The following is a 15,620-nucleotide window of genomic DNA, read 5'->3' on the forward strand; positions in this document are numbered from 1 at the left end:
TTCGCCCACCCCGGCCGTGATCACCGGCAGGGCGCCTCTCCCTCCGGGCGCGCGGCGTACGACGTACTGACGCGAGACGGTACAATAGCGTAGTCTTGATAGCCGTGCTGGACCCGCTGGAACAGCTCGAGACCGAACCCGCCGCGCCCTCCGGGATGCGGCGCATCCGCCTGACCGTCGAGTACGACGGCACGCACTTCGCGGGGCTTCAGACCCAGGCCCGGGGGGAGCGCACCATCCAGTCCGTGCTCGAGGCCGCCCTCGCCCGCATACCGGGCGCCTCCCCCAAGGTGGTGGCCGCCGGGCGCACCGACGCCGGGGTGCACGCCCTGGCGATGCCCTTCCACTACGACACCGCCGACTCCATCCCCGCCCCCAAGATCCCCTACGCCCTCAACGCCCTCCTCCCCCCCGACCTGCGGGCCCTTAGCGCCGAGGAGGTCGAGCCCGACTTCCATGCCCGCAAGAGCTGCCACTGGCGCTGCTACCGCTACCGCATCCTGCAGCGCCCCATGGCGCCGGGCCTCGAGCGCCACCGGGTGTGGTGGATCCCCCAGGCCCTCAACCTCGTCGCGATGCGGCACGCCCTCGAGGCACTCGAGGGCGAGCACGACTTCCGGGCCTTCGCCATCAAGGAAGAGCGCAGCACGGTGCGCCGGATCTACCGCGCCCACCTCACCGTGGTCACGCCGCTCGAGGGCCGCTCGGCGCAGGAGATCTGGCTCGAGTTCGTCGGCAGCGGCTTCGTGCGCGGCCAGGTGCGCAGCATGGTGGGCACGCTGGTCGAGGTGGGGCTGGGCAAGCGCGACTCCAGCGACATCCCCCGCCTTCTCGAGCACGGCACCCGCAAGGACGCCGGGCCCACGGCCCCGCCCCAGGGGCTCTACTTCGTGCACGCGGGGTATACGCCTTGGAATGGCTGATAGCCGATAGCCCATAGCCGAACGCCAAACGCAAGACGCAAGACGCCTTGGCCCTCGGCCCTCGACTCTCGGCGCCAGCGGGAAGGATTCCTTTCACCACAGGTCAAAGGCCACAAGCTGACGGCTGACCGCTTACCCCTTCCTCCCGTCTACTACGAGCCATACGCCGCTCCGCTACCCGCCTCCCTCACGGCACCGTGAGCTCGAGCCACAGCCGCCAGGCCTCGACCGGGCGCCACGAGGCGTCGGCCCCGATCTTGAGGTGGGGGTCGAGGCGGTACGACAGGCCGAGGAGCAGCTTCGAGGCCAGGTCCTCCCCGGGGTTCCACCAGCCCCAAGCCCCGAGGGCGCTCGCCCCGTCCAGCGGCCAGCGCAGGCGGCCCCATAAGCCGGTGTTCCACTGGTAGTAGAGCTCGCCCAGCTCGCCGCTAACCCCCACGCGCGGCGTGAGGCCACCGGGCGAGATCCACGTGCCCCCCTCCAGGCCTCCCAGGCGCCCGCCCACGTACGCCTGGCCCTCGACGTAGGCGGCCTCGAGGCGTGCCTGCTCGTCCAGGCGGTACTGGCCGTACACGCCCCACTGGCCCTCGTCGCCCCACGGCGTGCGGCTGTAAGGGGTGGTGTACACCGCCTGTTTGCCCAGGCTCAGGCGGAACTCCTCGAGCGGCACCAGCAGATAAACCTCCCCGACCCCGGCCTGCACCGCGCTGCCGAAGGCGGCGTAGCCGCGGCCCCTGAGCTCGTACCACCCGGCCAACAGGTTGGCCTCGAGGCGCACCCCGAATTGCACCTGCTCACCCGTACTCCCGCTCTGCCAGCGCCAGAAGCTGCTGGGGAAGAGGTTGAGGCTGAGCAGGCCCGAGAGCAGGGGGAGGGAGATCCACGAATAAAGGCGGTTGTGCATCGCCCTCCACCATAACCGAGCCCTGGCGAAGCGCGCAGCATGAAAAAGCCGACCCCGGAGGGCCGGCGAAGAAGCCATTGGGCCTTCAGGCGCTGCAGCACCCGCCGCTGCCCTCGCCCTCGGGGGCCTTGGCCCCGTCGGTGCGGAAGGAGTGGCCGCAGCCGCAGGAGGAGGTGGCGTTGGGGTTGTTCACGCTAAACCCGCCGCCCATCAGGTTCTCCACCCAGTCCACCTGCGAGCCCGCCAACAGCGGCAGCGACATGCGGTCGACGACCAGGCGCACCCCGTGCATCTCGGTCACGGTGTCGCCCTCGAGCTCGCGCTCGTCCACGGCCATGCCGTACTGGTAGCCGCTGCACCCGCCCGATTTAATGAACACCCGGATGGCCGCGTTGGGCTTGTTGTAGCGGGCCAGAATCTCCCGCGCCCGCTCAGCGGCCAGTGGGGTGATCGAAAGCGCAGTCTGTTCCTGAACCATCCCAGCACCTCCATTGCCTTTTGCTCTCGAGGATTCCCCGCTTTTCGGGCAAAAGCCCACGGCGGGGCGGCAACTGCTCCTGATCAAGAGGTTAGCACACGAAAGGGGGGCAAACGTGATGGGATGCACCGCGTTGGGTGCCGATGGTCGATAGCTGATAGCCGATAGTCGATAGCGGGGAGAGGGCGGGCACGGGGGCCCGCCCCTACGTCATGCGTTTGGCGTCTCGCGTACGGCGCAGGACGTACGACGTACGACCCGCACCCGGCGTTGGGCGTTCGACGCCCGGCGTTTTAGACTGACCCCGTGGACATCGCCAAAGCCCAACACGCCCTGCGGAAGGCCGGACTGCCCGGCTGGCTGCTCTACGGCTTCTTCGGCAACAACCCCCTGGCGCTGGAGACGCTGGGGCTGCGCGGGCTGCACCTCTCGCGCCGCTTCGCCTACCTCATCCCGGCGGAGGGGGATCCCGTGTTCATCGTCCACGCCATCGAGAGGGCCAACTTCCCGGCCCTGCCGGGGCGCTGGGTGGTGTACTCGAGCTGGTCGAGCTTCGTCGGCGCCCTCCAGGCCCACGTCGCCCCGCTCGGGCGGGTGGCGATGGAGTACCACCCGGGCGGGGGCATCCCCTACCTCTCGCGCCTCGACGGCGGCACCCTCGAGCTGCTGCGCGGCATGGGCCTGGAGATCGTCTCCTCGGCCGAGCTGCTCTTGCAGTTCCAGACCTGGGACGCCGAGGCCCTGGCCTCCCACCGCCGGGCGGCACGGGGCCTCGAGGCCGCTAAGGACCGGGGGTTGGAGTACATCCGCTCGCGCCTCGCCGGCTCGACCCCCCCCAGCGAGCTCGAGGTGCAGGCCGAGATCCTCAAGGTGCTGCACGCGCACGGCCTAGTCTGGGACCACGACGCCAACGTGAGCTTCGGGCCCAACGCCGCCAACCCGCACCACTCCCCGGACGCCAGCCGCCTCGAGAGCGGCCAGGTGGTGCTGTTCGACATCTGGGCCAAAGAGCCCTCCGGCCCCTACGCCGACATCACCTGGATGGCCGGCTGGAACGTGTCCGGCGAGGTCGAGGACGCCTTCCGCGTGGTAATGGCCTCCCGCGATAAGGCCGTGGACTACGTGCGCGAAGCCTACGCCAGGGGGCGGCACCCCCGGGGCTACGAGGTCGACCGCGAGGCCCGCGAGGTGCTGGTAGCGGCGGGCTACGCCGAGCACGTGCTCCACCGCACCGGCCACAACCTGGGCTGGGACGCCGCCCACGGCAACGGCACCCACCTCGACGACCTCGAGACCCACGACACCCGCCCCCTCATCCCCGGCCTCGCCTTCACCGTCGAGCCCGGCGTTTACCCCGGCCCCTTCGGCCTGCGCAGCGAGATCAACGTCTACCTGCACGAGCACGGGCCGGAGGTGACCACGGCCTTGCAGACGGAGATGGACAGGCTTTAGCGGTCGTACGCCGAACGCTAAACGCCGATAGCCCATAGCTGATAGCCAAACGCCGAACGCGGGACGCAAGACGCCCTCGGCCCTGGACCCTCGACGTTGGCGGGGCTGGCTCGAGGCCTTCGGCCATCGGCGTTCGACGTTAGGCTTTCGGCGGGTTATGCTTTTGGGCGGTTATGGATCGCCCCCTGATGATCTTTAGCGGACAGTCCAACGTCCCGCTGGCCCAGGAAATCGCCGACAACCTGGGCGTTCCTTTGGGCAAGAGCAGCACCGAGCGCTTCGCCAACGACTGCCTCTTCGTGCGCTACGAGCAGAGCCTGCGCGAGGGCGACGTGTTCATCATCCAGTCCCTCACGCCTCCGGTGCAGGACCACCTGGTCGAGCTACTGATGATGATCGACGCGGCCAAGAGCAGCAGCGCGGCCCGCGTCACCGCCGTCATCCCCTACTACGCCTACGCCCGCTCGGACAAGAAAGACGCCCCCCGCATCTCCATCACCGCGCGCCTGGTCGCCGACCTGATCCAAACCGCGGGCGCCGACCGGGTGCTCACCATGACCCTGCACTCCGCCCAGGTCCACGGCTTCTTCAAGATCCCCGTCGACCACCTTTCGGCCGAGCTGGTCATCGCCAACTACTTCGCCACCCGCGTGGACCAGCTCGAGAACGCCGTCATCGTCGCCCCCGACGCCGGCGACCTCAAGCGCGCCAGCGCCCTGGCCCGCCGCCTGGCCCTGCCCCTGGCCTTCATCGACAAACAGCGCCTCTCCGACACCGAGGTGACCTCGAGGGGCCTCGTCGGCAACGTCAAGGGCAAGACTGCCCTCATCATCGACGACGAGGTCTCGACCGCCGGCACGCTGGTTCAGGCCGTCGACGTGCTCAAGCAGAACGGGGCCGAAGCCGTCTACGCGGCCTTCACCCACGGCGTCTACGTGGGGCCCGCCATCGAGCGCATCGAGAAGAGCCCCATCCTCGAGGTCGCCGCCACCAACACCTGCCTCTACAAGGGCCAGCCCAGCCCCAAACTGCAGACCCTCTCGGTGGGCCCGCTCTTCGCCGAAGCCATCTGGCGCACCCACCGGGGCGAATCGGTCTCCTCGCTGTTCACCTAGCGGGCCTCGAGCTTCGGCAGCTTCCACCCGCTGGGCTCTGCCGAGCGGGTCCCGTCCGAGTTGACCTGCACCCGCACCAGCTTGGAGACCGTCACCGTCGCCGGGTAGGGCTTGGCCCGCTTGCCGGCCTCGGCCAGAGCCTGCACCAGGGCGTTGGAGAAGTCCAGCAGCAGGGCGTCTTGCTGCCAGGCGGGCAGGGTGCTCGAGGCCGCCACCCGGGTGAAGCACGAGGGGTTAGGACTGGCGCAGTGGGGCTCGAGGCGGAGCTGCCCGCCCTCGAGGCGCAGCACATACGCCCCCAGCTCGACCCTCCCGCCCCGCTGGAGGATGGCCTGCCACTGCGCCACCGCCCCGGCCCAGAAGGCCCGGGCCTCGGCCGTGCGCGGCCCGACCGTATACCGCCAAGCCCCGGGGGTGGCGGCCGCCCGAGACTGCGAAGCGGTGATCCCGAAGAAATTCGCCGTCTGCACCACCTGGGCCAGCCCCAGAGCGAACAGGCCCAGCAGGGCCGTCAGAACCCACCGCCTCATTTAGACCCCGCCACCACCTGGGTGTCCCGCTGCCTCACTACCCCGGCCTGGGGCGGAGCCAGCGCCTCCGCCAGGAAAGCCCAGAACACGCCCACGAGCAAGCCCAACACGCCGGCGATGGCCGTGTAGAGCAACGGGCGCGGCGAGATCGGGCGCAAGGGCTCGGCCGGAGGCACCAGCACCTGCACCTGCAGCGCCTGCCCCACCAACTGGCTGAGCTGCTCCGGCTTGTCGAGCAAGGGGGTCAGGGTATCGATCCGGGCCTGAAGCTGCGCTACGGTCGAGCGCAGGCGCGACTCGTCGAGGCTCAGGCTGGTGAAGGCGGGGCTCGAGCTGCGCGCCGTCTCCGGGCCTACCTGCCGGGCCTCCAGGGCGGCCGCGATGGCCGCGTCCGAGCGCCCCTCGGCCGAGAGGTTCTTCAGCTCGGCCTGGATGCGCTTGAGGCTCTCCCGGGCGGACTCGAGGTCGAGCTGCGTCTGCGCCAGCAGAGCCCGGATGTTGGAGGCCGCTCCCTCGGCCATGCGCGCCCGGAGGTAATCCGTCGCCACCTGCACGATGCGCTCTGCCCGCTGACGAGCCTCGCCGGGGGTTCCCCCTTTCGCGCTGAGGTTGAGCAACCCCTTCTTTTCATCGAAGCGAGCACCGTAAGTCGTAGGGGGTTGAGCAACACCGAGGTCTCTAGCCAGCAGCGTAGTGTTCTGGAGGTCCACGAAACCCTGGGCAAGCCCAGGTAATGATGGGAGATTGCTCAGTACCCCTGATTGATTCGTAAGCGATAGGCTCACGACCACCTTACTGCTATAGGTTTTCGGCAGGACCTGGCCCACGGCAAAGATGAGAATTGCCAAGCCGATCGGAAGTCCGATGACTAGATTCCGGCGGCGCTTCAGCACCAGGTACAGGTCACGTAGCGATAGCTCATCGCTCTGAGTGTGAGACTCCATATTCACCCGCGCATTGTATCAGGGGACGGTAATTCTGGCTTAGAAGGTGTTCTTAACGCCCAAGCCACAGCAACCCAGAGCGGGTAGTAAACCCCAGCATAAAACCAAGTGTAGTCGAACAGGTTCACTATTAGAGCCCCGCTAATAACAGTAAGCACTCTCAACTCACGCAGTTGCCATAATTTCCATATTATATAACCCCAGAGCATCAGGAACCCGGACAAGCCGAGTAGCCCCATCTCAGCCAGAAGGTGTAAGAACAGATTATGGGCATGACTTGCCACAGGCTCCAGAGCATCTATAGGGCGATGCTCGAGGTAGTAAATCTCGAAGCGGTTCGCGCCAACTCCCGTAAGGGGGTGTTCCATAAAGGCCTGCCAAGCCACTCGCCAAATCTCCAAGCGGGATTGGCTCGAGGGGGAACTTATGTCAACAATGCTAGAAAATCGTCCTAGGTGGTCCCCCCAACCGAGCCCAACGGCAAGGGCAGCGCTCAAGAATAAAAGCGTTAGCGTTACCCACTTCCACCGTAGGGGTAACCCCTTAATCCAGATCATCCCCAAGAATAATGCGCCTAGAAAAGCGGCTCGACTACCTGATATCCACACCGCACTGATCATCACCCCTAAGGCGGGTATCGCTAACCTGCAATCTCCTATCAGCCAAGTGAGGCCAGCAACTACTACGCTAGAAGCACCAAAGGCGTTTGGGTTAACTGTTAACCCGGTAGCTCGTAGATTATCTGAAAGGTACTGCTCCACCCCTATACCTACGTGAACAATAAACCCTATAACTATCATCAGCGAAGCTTTAAATCCGTCTATATGAGGAAACAAATGTTTGCTCATATAAAGTACCATCCATCCCAAGAGGGCTGTTCCTATCCACCACAAAAAACGTTCCCAACCAGCTGAATTAGGCCAACCACCTAAAATATGGGATGGGGCAGAACCTACTTCGAGTTGAGCATAACCAATATCAATGTATCTCCACACACCTCTAAAATTGATCAAATCTGGGCCCTGGATCAGATCGTCACCTGGTCTAGCTTGATACGTGGCATATGCGCGCTTAAGCCCTCCACCCACATCTTCAATCACTGTGGAAACTGCTTGTCTACCTCGCCGGGTCCAAAAAGTGAGGTCAAACACCAAGTTCGGATTATCACTGCGGAAGTATATGCTTTGTGTATATACCTTACCATTATCGATAGGTACAGCGTAGTCTGAAGTAATGACTGTAGTAAAAGCACTGTCATCCGAATATTTTCTGTAAAACCGAAATAAACCATCCGGCTTAAGCTCACCAAGATAACGGGAACCGTATACATACAGTTCTGCAGCGGCATTATACCTAAATAAATTCGCCATACCTCGAGTATCTTGCGGATAAGAGTATGGAAAACTAGGGTTTAACTGCACTTGCTTTAGCTGTGGTAGACCGCCCAAAAGGACGTAAAGAAAGAATATAATCTGAATATGCCTGTCAAGCACCACTTTTACCTTGTTCTTAAAAGAAAGAAATAGTACTACAGCAACAGCCAAGCTGATAAACCAAACTGGCTGTACAGGCAGTAAAAGGAAAGATAGTGTAACAAGCCAAGTAGTCAAGGGCTAGTTTTTCTCATGCAAGATATTAATAAAGGCACGCTCCCAGCCAGTGTAATACTGCTTAACAACCTCTGAAGATGTTTCTTCCGTTAGATACTTCACGTTGCTATATATAGGATTACGATAATCTACAACATCACCCCTTCGGATAGCCTCGACAACCTGCTGAACACCTTGCTCTAAAGTCCACTGTGGCTCAAAATTGAGCATTCTGCGAATTTTACTAAAGTCTACCCGGTAGTTACGTCGATCTCCATCTTGACCGGAATCGATTAGTTCTGCACTAGGGATAATTCGTTGAATAAGTTCACCAACCTGCCCTAGAGTCATATTCTGCTCGTTCGAGCCCACGTTGAAAATCTGGTTGCGTACTAGCTCGACCGGCGCCTCTATAGCCTTAAGGACCGCTAAGGCAGCATCATCCACGTGGACGAACGGCCGCCACTGATCCCCCCCGAACACGGTGATCTTACCGTCCACCACAGCTTTGGCTGCCAAGAGGTTGACTACTAGGTCAAACCGTGTACGTCCTGAAAGGCCGTATATGGTGCCGAAGCGGAGGTTAACTACTGCAAACTGTTCATCAGCCAGCATGGCCAGAACGCGTTCCGAGGCGATCTTGCTCCGAGCATAAAGGGACACGGGGTTGAGACTCGAGCGCTCGTCAAGAATCTGATCGCTAGCCCCATAGACTGAGCAGGTGCTCGCAAAAATAAACTTTGATATCCCGAATCCCTTGGCCACCTCAGCGATCATCCGAGTCGCCATCAGGTTAATTTCGATGGTTAGGTTCTCATCTACCGCGCAAGCAGGATCGCCTACCAACCCTCCGAGGTGCACGACCGTATCCATCCCCTGCATAGCCTCGACCACCTTATCGACCTGACGGAAATCCGCCTGGATGATTTCGAGGTGGGGGTGATTAATTACGCTCTGGATGGGCTCCTTACCATAGAGAAGTAGATCCAGCAGGCGCACTTTGTACCCGCGCTCTAACAGCTTAGGTAGCAACGCCGAACCGATGTACCCGGCCCCGCCGATCACCAGCACATTCTTGCCTGAGGTAGCTTTAGGCCGCTCATAAGTGGTGACTTCCGCGATCGCCAGTCGTTTCCAAAAGTCCGACCACAACCGTGCCGAGATGATCAGCGGCAGGGCAAAAGCCCAGGCGATGAGAATAACTGACCGGGGGGGGTTCACATGTTGGGGCAACAGGAATCCCAGGAAGCCGAAGAGCAAAAAGCTCAGGGTTACCGCCTGCACGACCACAAGCACCTTATAGCGGCTGGCATAAGCCCGCCCCTTGGTGTAGAAACCGAAGAGTGCAAACACAGCTATCCCCAACGGCAACAAGATCGGCAAGGAGCGTAGATAAATGTCTACGTAGCCCTGAACCAGGCTGATATCCTGGCTCTTCTCCACGTAGAAGACAACAAACAGCCGGGTAAGCAAGGCCAAGGCGTAGCTAGCCGATAATAGGGCAGCGTCTGCCAGCACACGCACAAGTATTTCGCGGTTGAGAACTTTCATGCTTTTACCTCGAGGCCTGCTCCATCACCTGTTCAACAGCGGCTGCTGTTGCTTCGATATGCTCCGGCTGGAGAGTGGGGTGCACCAGGAACATCAGTGAGGTCTCGCCAAGTTGCCGTGCGATCGGCAAGCGCTCAGCAGGCCGTAGCCCTGCTTTTTCGAAAGCCTTCTCCAGGTAGATCTCACTGCAGCTGCCGCTAAAGCACGGGATCCCCATCTCACCAACCGCCATCATAATACGGTCGCGGTCCCAGCCGGGTTTGAGTTTTTCAGGACGCACGTAGACGTAGTACTTGTAGTAAGCATGATGAATATCTCTGGGGACGGGTGTAATCCGCAGGGCGGGAATTTGCCCGAATCGCTTATTAAGGTAATTAGCATACTCCCTTCGCTTATCGACCCAACGGTCTAGCTTCTTCAAGATCACACGGCCAATAGAGGCTTGTAACTCGAGCATACGCCAATTGGTGCCGAAGTCCTCATGGAGCCAGCGGAATCCGGGAGGGTGTTGGCGGTTGTATACCGCGTCGTAGCTCTTGCCATGGTCCTTGAACGACCAAGCTTTAGACCAAACCTCAGGATCATCGGTCGTGAGCATTCCGCCCTCACCACCCGTGGTAAGGATCTTATCCTGACAGAAGGACCACGCGCCGACATGCCCGATGGAGCCCACTGAGCGCCCTTTATACTTGGCCCCGTGGGCTTGAGCACAGTCTTCGATCACCTTAAGACCATACTTACCGGCTAGGTCCATGATAGGGTCCATGTCGGCCGACCACCCCGCCAGGTGGACCACGATAATGGCCTTGGTTCGCGGAGTAATCACTTTTTCGATGGTCTCAGCGGTAATATTACCGCTGTCGGGATCAACGTCTGCGAAAACCGGCTTAGCCCCACGCATTACTGCCGCGCTAGCCGAGGCGACAAAAGTACGGGGAGTCGTGACGACCTCATCCCCGCTGCCAACGCCCAAGGCATAAAGGGCGAGCTCGAGGGCTACCGTACCGTTGTGTAGGGCCACCGCATAGCGAGTGCCTACATATTCTGCAAACTCTTGTTCAAATAACCGCCCTTCCTGCCCAGTCCAGTAATTAACCTTTCCAGATTGCAGAACCCTCGTGGCCGCCTCAATTTCATCGGCTTCGAAGTGGGGCCAAGGTGCGAAGGGCTTGCTTAGCGAGCTTTTCACCATTGTCTAGTCTCCTGTCAAACCACCATACAAGCTTTAGCAGTGGTGCTTAATGACTTTTGCGGGTATCCCCACCGCGGTGACATGCGAAGGCAAATCTCGGGTTACCACCGCTCCGGCTCCCACTGTGGTCCAGGCTCCAACACGGACTAGCGGAATAGCAACACTACCGGTCCCCATCATTACACCCTCCTCCAGGACAACCCCACCAGCAAGGTGAACCCCGGGCGTGACCTGGGCATAATCATCTAAAAAGCAGTCGTGGTCTACGGTAGCTCCTGTGTTTACTACCACGTGCCTGCCGAGTTTGGCATGAGGCTGGACGACCGTTCCCGCGAAGACCACCGACCCCTCACCAACCTGAGCCGAGGGATCTACCCAAGCAGAAGGATGGATGAGGCGAACCCAATTCACATCTCTGAAGCACTCGGCAATACGCTTTCTTATACGGTTATTACCGATCCCGATAACTGCCTTAAGCCCAGGGTACTCTCTGGCTGACTCCACGGGCCCTAAGACGGGGACTCCCAATAAGCTCTGGCCTTTTTTGGTGGGGTCATCATCAAAAACACCGGCTATTGGCTTTCCTAGGGCTTTTAGCAAGCCAATAATCACCTTGGCGTGCCCGCCGGCGCCGATGACAAATATACCCTCAGCCATTTCGGGAACCCCTAAATTCTGGCATTGTGGCATGGCCAGCTGCACTGATCCCATCCCGCCGAACAACTTTAAGGAGTGTCAACCAGAGGATTCTTAGATCCAACGTTAGGGTCCAGTTGTCTACATACCATACATCGAGCTTAAACTTCTCTTCCCAAGTCAAGGCGTTACGCCCATTAACCTGTGCCCATCCGGTTATGCCCGGTTTAACCTCATGCCGTCGGGCTTGTTCCGGTGTGTAGAGCTCGAGGTATTTCATCAGTAAGGGACGAGGGCCGACCAGGCTCATCTCTCCCTTGATTACGTTCCACAGCTCCGGCAGTTCGTCCAGGCTTGTACTCCGCAGAAATTGGCCAAACTGGGTTAGTCGCCGGTCATCAGGCAGTAATTGCCCCTCAGAGTCTCGAGCGTCAGACATGGTGCGAAACTTGTACATTACAAAGGGCTTGCCGCCTAGGCCAGGACGCATCTGGGTAAAGAAAATGGGCGACCCTAAATTTCTGCGCACAAGGTAAGCCACGATGGCTATTAGGGGCGAGAGAAGCACGATGGCCAGTCCCGCACCTATAAGATCAAATACCCTTTTAAGCACCAAAGAACGCACTTCTTTTCTCCCTCAGTACTTCGTCATACAACTCCATGTGGAGGCGCAGGATGTTTGCGAGGTCATAAGCACGTATGGCCTCGAGTCCATGCTTCCCCATTCTATCTGCCTCCTCAGGCTGGTTGATCAGGTACTGCATCGCTTCCGCCAAGGCTACAACATTACCCACAGGTACAACAATTCCAGCTCCACTTTCTAGAAGGTCGCGTGTTCCCCGAGCATCTGCACCAATCACTGGAACGCCAAGGGCCATCGACTCCATTACTGCTCTAGGCAGTCCCTCCCGCTCTGACGTGAGCACGGTGGCAACCGATGCCCGCATCAAGGCAGGTATGTCTTTCCGAAACCCCAGGAAGCGCACTTGCTCAGCTACCCCAACACTTTGAGCCAGCTCCTCGATCCTGGGGCGTAGCGGTCCTTCCCCGGCGAAAGCCAGCACCACCTCTTTCCTACGGAGCAACGCCAGCGCCTCAATAGCATCTTTATGGCGCTTACCCGGGTCAAAAGCCGCCACCATTAATAAGAGTTTTTGTCTTTCCTCGAGCTTTAGCTCTTCACGTACCCGCTTAATATCCTCCTGAGAAACCCGCTCTGCTGTGTACTGGTTAAGGTCAATGCCGATACCGGGCATGTAGCGAAGCCGCTCTGGGGGAACAATACGGTAACGTCTGGCTGCGGCCTCGTCCTCCCGGTTGATGACCACCAGATAATCGGTCCAGCGCCCGGCCAGCTTCTCGAGCCCCAGGAATATTGCATTGCTCAACGGGCGACCGTTCCGGTGGAAGTGGAAGCCGTGAGCTGTATAAATTACCTTTGGTTTTTTAATTCGCCGTAAGTTCCTCAGTGCATAGCGGGTAACGAAGGCCGCTACCGGGGTATGTACATGAACCAGGTTATATGCTCCTTCTTCAACCGCTTTACGCACTCGAGACACGGCTCGAGTAAAGTTGTCCGAATCTAGGGGATTGCGAGACCATTCAATCTCGTAAACTCGATCATAATCGGTTTTACACTCTGAGCACGATGTAATTCCAGCCGCCATGGCGTCTACCCGCCAATTCTTCATCCGAAAATACCGAGCGAACGGCAACAGGAAAGCCCGGTGGGTAGCATGGACGGTAGTGATAAAGAGAATTCTAGGTGTGTTCACCGCTTAGTTTCCTTTGCGCTAGAAGTTTCTCATACAAGGTTTCCCATTGCTCTATTACTGCCTCTAACTTATAACGTGCCTCTATGTGTGCTCGCCCAGCCGCCCCTATAACCTTTTGCCGTTCGTTAGTGAAAGTCATTAGGCGGAGCATGGCGTCAGCCAAAGCCTCGGGATTTTTGTGAGGCACCAACAGACCCGTCTTCTCGTGAAGTACTACCTCGCTATTCCCACCCACGTCAGTAGCCACAACAGGAAGGCCCGTGGCTGAAGCTTCCAGCAGCACCAACGGCATTCCTTCCCAAGCAGAAGATAATACGTAGGCATCCGCTGCGTTCATCAGATCAGGTATGTCCCTCCGAAGTCCCAGAAATCGCACAGCATTAGCAATTCCCAACCCTGATACCAAGTTTTCAATAGCTTCCCGCATTGGACCTTGACCAGCAATGAGGAGTTGAGTAGGGACGCCATCGTTATATTGATGGACTTTAGCGAAGGCATGAATCATGGTTGGATAATCCTTCGGCTCCTCAAATCGTCCTACTGCCAACCACACAAAGGAATTCTTGAGGTCTAATTCTTCCCTAAGCCGTCTGCGCACCGTAGGTCTGGGGCTGAAGCGGTTAGTATCTACTCCATTAGGTACAACCTGAAGCTTTGTCCTAGGGACAGCCCCGACTTGGATGTACCGTTCTGCACCAATTTGACTTACCTGGGTAGTTAGGTCGCACAGAAAATCAGTGAACCGGTAAGCCCATTCTCTGTGACGCCCTCCTTCATCAATACTATGAGCGGTACAAACCAACACCGGCACCCAGGCCAGAGGTCGGACTAGCCGGGCTAGAAGGTTGGCATGAACCATGTGACTATGGAGCACCTGTGGACGCTCCCTTCTCAGAATTCGTGCTAGCCGCAATAGTGCTCGGGGGTCAGGTACTCCCCGCCTCATTCCTAAAGACTCTACTGGGATCCCCAAGTCCTCCAAATCAGCCACATAGGCTCGAGGTGGAAGCATAGAAACCACCCTGACTTCCCAGCCTCGAGTTTTGATTTCTCTGGCCAGTTGTACCAGTTGAGTTTCCGCCCCACCATAGGCGAGGCCAGTAATCAGGAAAATTAGCTTGCGATTGGCTTTATCTTTCTCTTCCATAGCGGCTTGAGCAGCTCCGAAAGAATATACATTCCAGCTATCAAGAGAATTACCCAAAAATAAGCACTTAACGTTCCCCCAGTACTGCTTCTGTGTACTATAAGCACGAACATAGAAAAAGACGTATAGAAAGAAGCAAACCACAGCGAGTGCGTTTGCAGACGCAGCCTCTCAAGCATTCCCAGCAATAGGCCATAGGAGAAGAATACTAGTAAAGGACCTAGGTTACCGAAGTTCCATCGGGCTTCTAAAAGACTAGAGAATGCCGTACCGGCTATTGTAGAGTTCTTAGCCCAATCACTGAAAAAAGTATCTCTAAACTCATAAAGAATGCTTTGGGGCTTTTCTCCAGGATATAAGAAACTCGGTATCGCCACGGTCAAATCCATGAGGTAGCTCTTTCCCCATAAGAGTTCGAAGTCATCTCTTTGCATAAAAGTAGAGTAATTGCCAAATGAAGCTCCAAATTCATTAAGGGCTGGGTTTAAAGAGGATAAGACAAGCCTTTGGCTATCTTGAGCTAGGCTTATTTCCTCTCCAGAAATAAGTAAGGGGAAGGCCCACCTAAAGGCATAGAGGGGGGCAAAAATCAAGTATATCAGTAGCCCAATGAAGAGTGCACGGGTTGGGAATCTGGTAAGGGGGTAGTAATAGTACCTACCTAATGTTAGAGCAATCAAGTACATAGCTAACTCGAGCCTTTGACCCAGTATTAAATGAACGATCAATAGTGGTAACGCAATGATAAGAAAGTAAGAAAGCAGTACCAGGGTTTTTCTGGTAGGGGAGTTAGCAAGACCTAGACCCAAAAGTCCGAACGCGAGCAGAGCGAAAGTAGAGGACGGCAGGGTTAATGTAAGTTCAGAAACTTCACTTTGATAGATTGCTTTTCCTGCAAGGAGAGCGGAAGGTCCTACCCTTACGAGATTAACTAACTCACTAGAAGCGGCTATAAGTATAAGTGCAATAGCAAAGCGATAAGGATCAGGCTTAGTTGACAAGGTTATGCGATTAGATCCTCCTAAAGGAACTAAAAGGCGAACCAGAAATATCCCCAAAGAAAAGGCTATTATTCCTACTGAGGCGTCTACTAACCAATCTATTAATGGGAAGGGTGGCGAAAATGGTGCAATTTGGCCGGAGCCAAAGAGAATTTCATATGGGCCAGAAAGCGTATATAGTGCAAAAAAAAGCACAAAGATGTGAGAAAGTGTGAGCCAAGAGCCCCAAAGGACACGCAGCGTAGCAAGTAGGCAAAGCAGACTGGTCAGAGTAAACACTAAGGATAACCCTAATAGGGTTTCAGGCGCGCTCGAGCTTATCCCTAGACCCAGGAGAGCAAGAACATTCGTGGCTAGAAGAAGAAGTACGCCTTTCATCCCTC

The 15,620-nt window shown here is 58.2% G+C and carries 15 protein-coding genes and 1 pseudogene; 3 read left to right on the forward strand and 13 right to left on the reverse strand.

The genetic code is table 11. The features are described from left to right. Positions 1-155: 155 nt before the first annotated feature. Positions 156-923, forward strand: a complete 768-nt coding sequence (truA, locus tag MEICH_RS0103505) for a tRNA pseudouridine(38-40) synthase TruA (RefSeq protein WP_027891459.1) — start codon at positions 156-158, stop codon at positions 921-923. Positions 924-1,110: 187 nt separating this feature from the next. Here truA and MEICH_RS0103510 read toward each other — a convergent pair whose 3' ends face one another. Both MEICH_RS0103510 and MEICH_RS0103515 read right to left on the reverse strand, forming a co-directional pair. Further along, on the reverse strand, positions 1,111-1,827 hold the full coding sequence (locus MEICH_RS0103510; RefSeq protein ID WP_027891460.1) for a hypothetical protein: 717 nt from the start codon (positions 1,825-1,827) through the stop codon (positions 1,111-1,113). Between the two features lie 85 nt (positions 1,828-1,912). Next, positions 1,913-2,305: a HesB/IscA family protein gene (locus tag MEICH_RS0103515; protein WP_027891461.1), complete on the reverse strand. Its 393-nt coding sequence runs from the start codon at positions 2,303-2,305 to the stop codon at positions 1,913-1,915. A 306-nt stretch (positions 2,306-2,611) separates the two neighbouring features. On the opposite strand from MEICH_RS0103515, the gene MEICH_RS0103520 reads away from it, so the two are divergent. Together MEICH_RS0103520 and MEICH_RS0103525 are read left to right on the forward strand one after the other, a co-directional pair. Then, on the forward strand, positions 2,612-3,757 hold the full coding sequence (locus tag MEICH_RS0103520) for a M24 family metallopeptidase (protein WP_027891462.1): 1,146 nt from the start codon (positions 2,612-2,614) through the stop codon (positions 3,755-3,757). 173 nt (positions 3,758-3,930) lie between these two features. Beyond that, complete coding sequence (locus MEICH_RS0103525) at positions 3,931-4,872, forward strand: ribose-phosphate diphosphokinase (protein WP_027891463.1); 942 nt, start codon at positions 3,931-3,933, stop codon at positions 4,870-4,872. On the opposite strand, the gene MEICH_RS0103530 is transcribed toward MEICH_RS0103525, so the two are convergent. The 11 genes and pseudogenes from MEICH_RS0103530 to MEICH_RS28385 all read right to left on the reverse strand — a co-directional run bounded on the left by MEICH_RS0103530 (position 4,869) and on the right by MEICH_RS28385 (position 15,615). After that, positions 4,869-5,402, reverse strand: coding sequence for a hypothetical protein (locus MEICH_RS0103530; RefSeq protein ID WP_027891464.1), 534 nt, complete (start codon positions 5,400-5,402; stop codon positions 4,869-4,871). The genes MEICH_RS0103525 and MEICH_RS0103530 overlap by 4 nt on opposite strands. Further along, positions 5,399-6,019 (reverse strand): hypothetical protein, encoded by a 621-nt coding sequence (locus MEICH_RS0103535; protein ID WP_245587681.1) that lies wholly within the window; start codon positions 6,017-6,019, stop codon positions 5,399-5,401. The genes MEICH_RS0103530 and MEICH_RS0103535 overlap by 4 nt, the downstream gene beginning before the upstream one ends. Positions 6,020-6,154: 135 nt before the next feature. Then, positions 6,155-6,346 (reverse strand): annotated as a pseudogene (locus MEICH_RS29995) (Wzz/FepE/Etk N-terminal domain-containing protein); the annotation flags it as partial. Between the two features lie 2 nt (positions 6,347-6,348). Next, positions 6,349-7,956, reverse strand: a complete 1,608-nt coding sequence (locus MEICH_RS27750; RefSeq protein ID WP_157202597.1) for an O-antigen ligase family protein — start codon at positions 7,954-7,956, stop codon at positions 6,349-6,351. Positions 7,957-7,959: 3 nt separating this feature from the next. Further along, positions 7,960-9,486 (reverse strand): NAD-dependent epimerase/dehydratase family protein, encoded by a 1,527-nt coding sequence (locus tag MEICH_RS0103540; protein ID WP_027891466.1) that lies wholly within the window; start codon positions 9,484-9,486, stop codon positions 7,960-7,962. Between the two features lie 4 nt (positions 9,487-9,490). Next, entirely contained in the window at positions 9,491-10,678 is a 1,188-nt protein-coding gene (locus MEICH_RS0103545; RefSeq protein WP_027891467.1) for a DegT/DnrJ/EryC1/StrS family aminotransferase, read from the reverse strand. Positions 10,679-10,711: 33 nt separating this feature from the next. Continuing rightward, entirely contained in the window at positions 10,712-11,335 is a 624-nt protein-coding gene (locus MEICH_RS26865; protein ID WP_051303883.1) for an acetyltransferase, read from the reverse strand. Next, positions 11,328-11,939 (reverse strand): sugar transferase, encoded by a 612-nt coding sequence (locus tag MEICH_RS26870; RefSeq protein WP_051303884.1) that lies wholly within the window; start codon positions 11,937-11,939, stop codon positions 11,328-11,330. The genes MEICH_RS26865 and MEICH_RS26870 overlap by 8 nt, the downstream gene beginning before the upstream one ends. Further along, positions 11,920-13,089 (reverse strand): glycosyltransferase family 4 protein, encoded by a 1,170-nt coding sequence (locus tag MEICH_RS23450; protein WP_036218253.1) that lies wholly within the window; start codon positions 13,087-13,089, stop codon positions 11,920-11,922. Before MEICH_RS23450 ends, MEICH_RS26870 begins: the two co-directional genes overlap by 20 nt. After that, positions 13,076-14,236 (reverse strand): glycosyltransferase, encoded by a 1,161-nt coding sequence (locus MEICH_RS30410; protein ID WP_036218254.1) that lies wholly within the window; start codon positions 14,234-14,236, stop codon positions 13,076-13,078. Before MEICH_RS30410 ends, MEICH_RS23450 begins: the two co-directional genes overlap by 14 nt. Further along, positions 14,203-15,615 carry a hypothetical protein gene (locus tag MEICH_RS28385; RefSeq protein ID WP_157202598.1) on the reverse strand — a complete coding sequence of 471 codons (1,413 nt, stop codon included), beginning with the start codon at positions 15,613-15,615 and terminating at the stop codon, positions 14,203-14,205. Before MEICH_RS28385 ends, MEICH_RS30410 begins: the two co-directional genes overlap by 34 nt. Positions 15,616-15,620 lie beyond the last annotated feature (5 nt).

The sequence above is a fragment of the Calidithermus chliarophilus DSM 9957 genome, assembly GCF_000430045.1.
GTDB classification, from domain to species: Bacteria; Deinococcota; Deinococci; order Deinococcales; family Thermaceae; genus Calidithermus; species Calidithermus chliarophilus.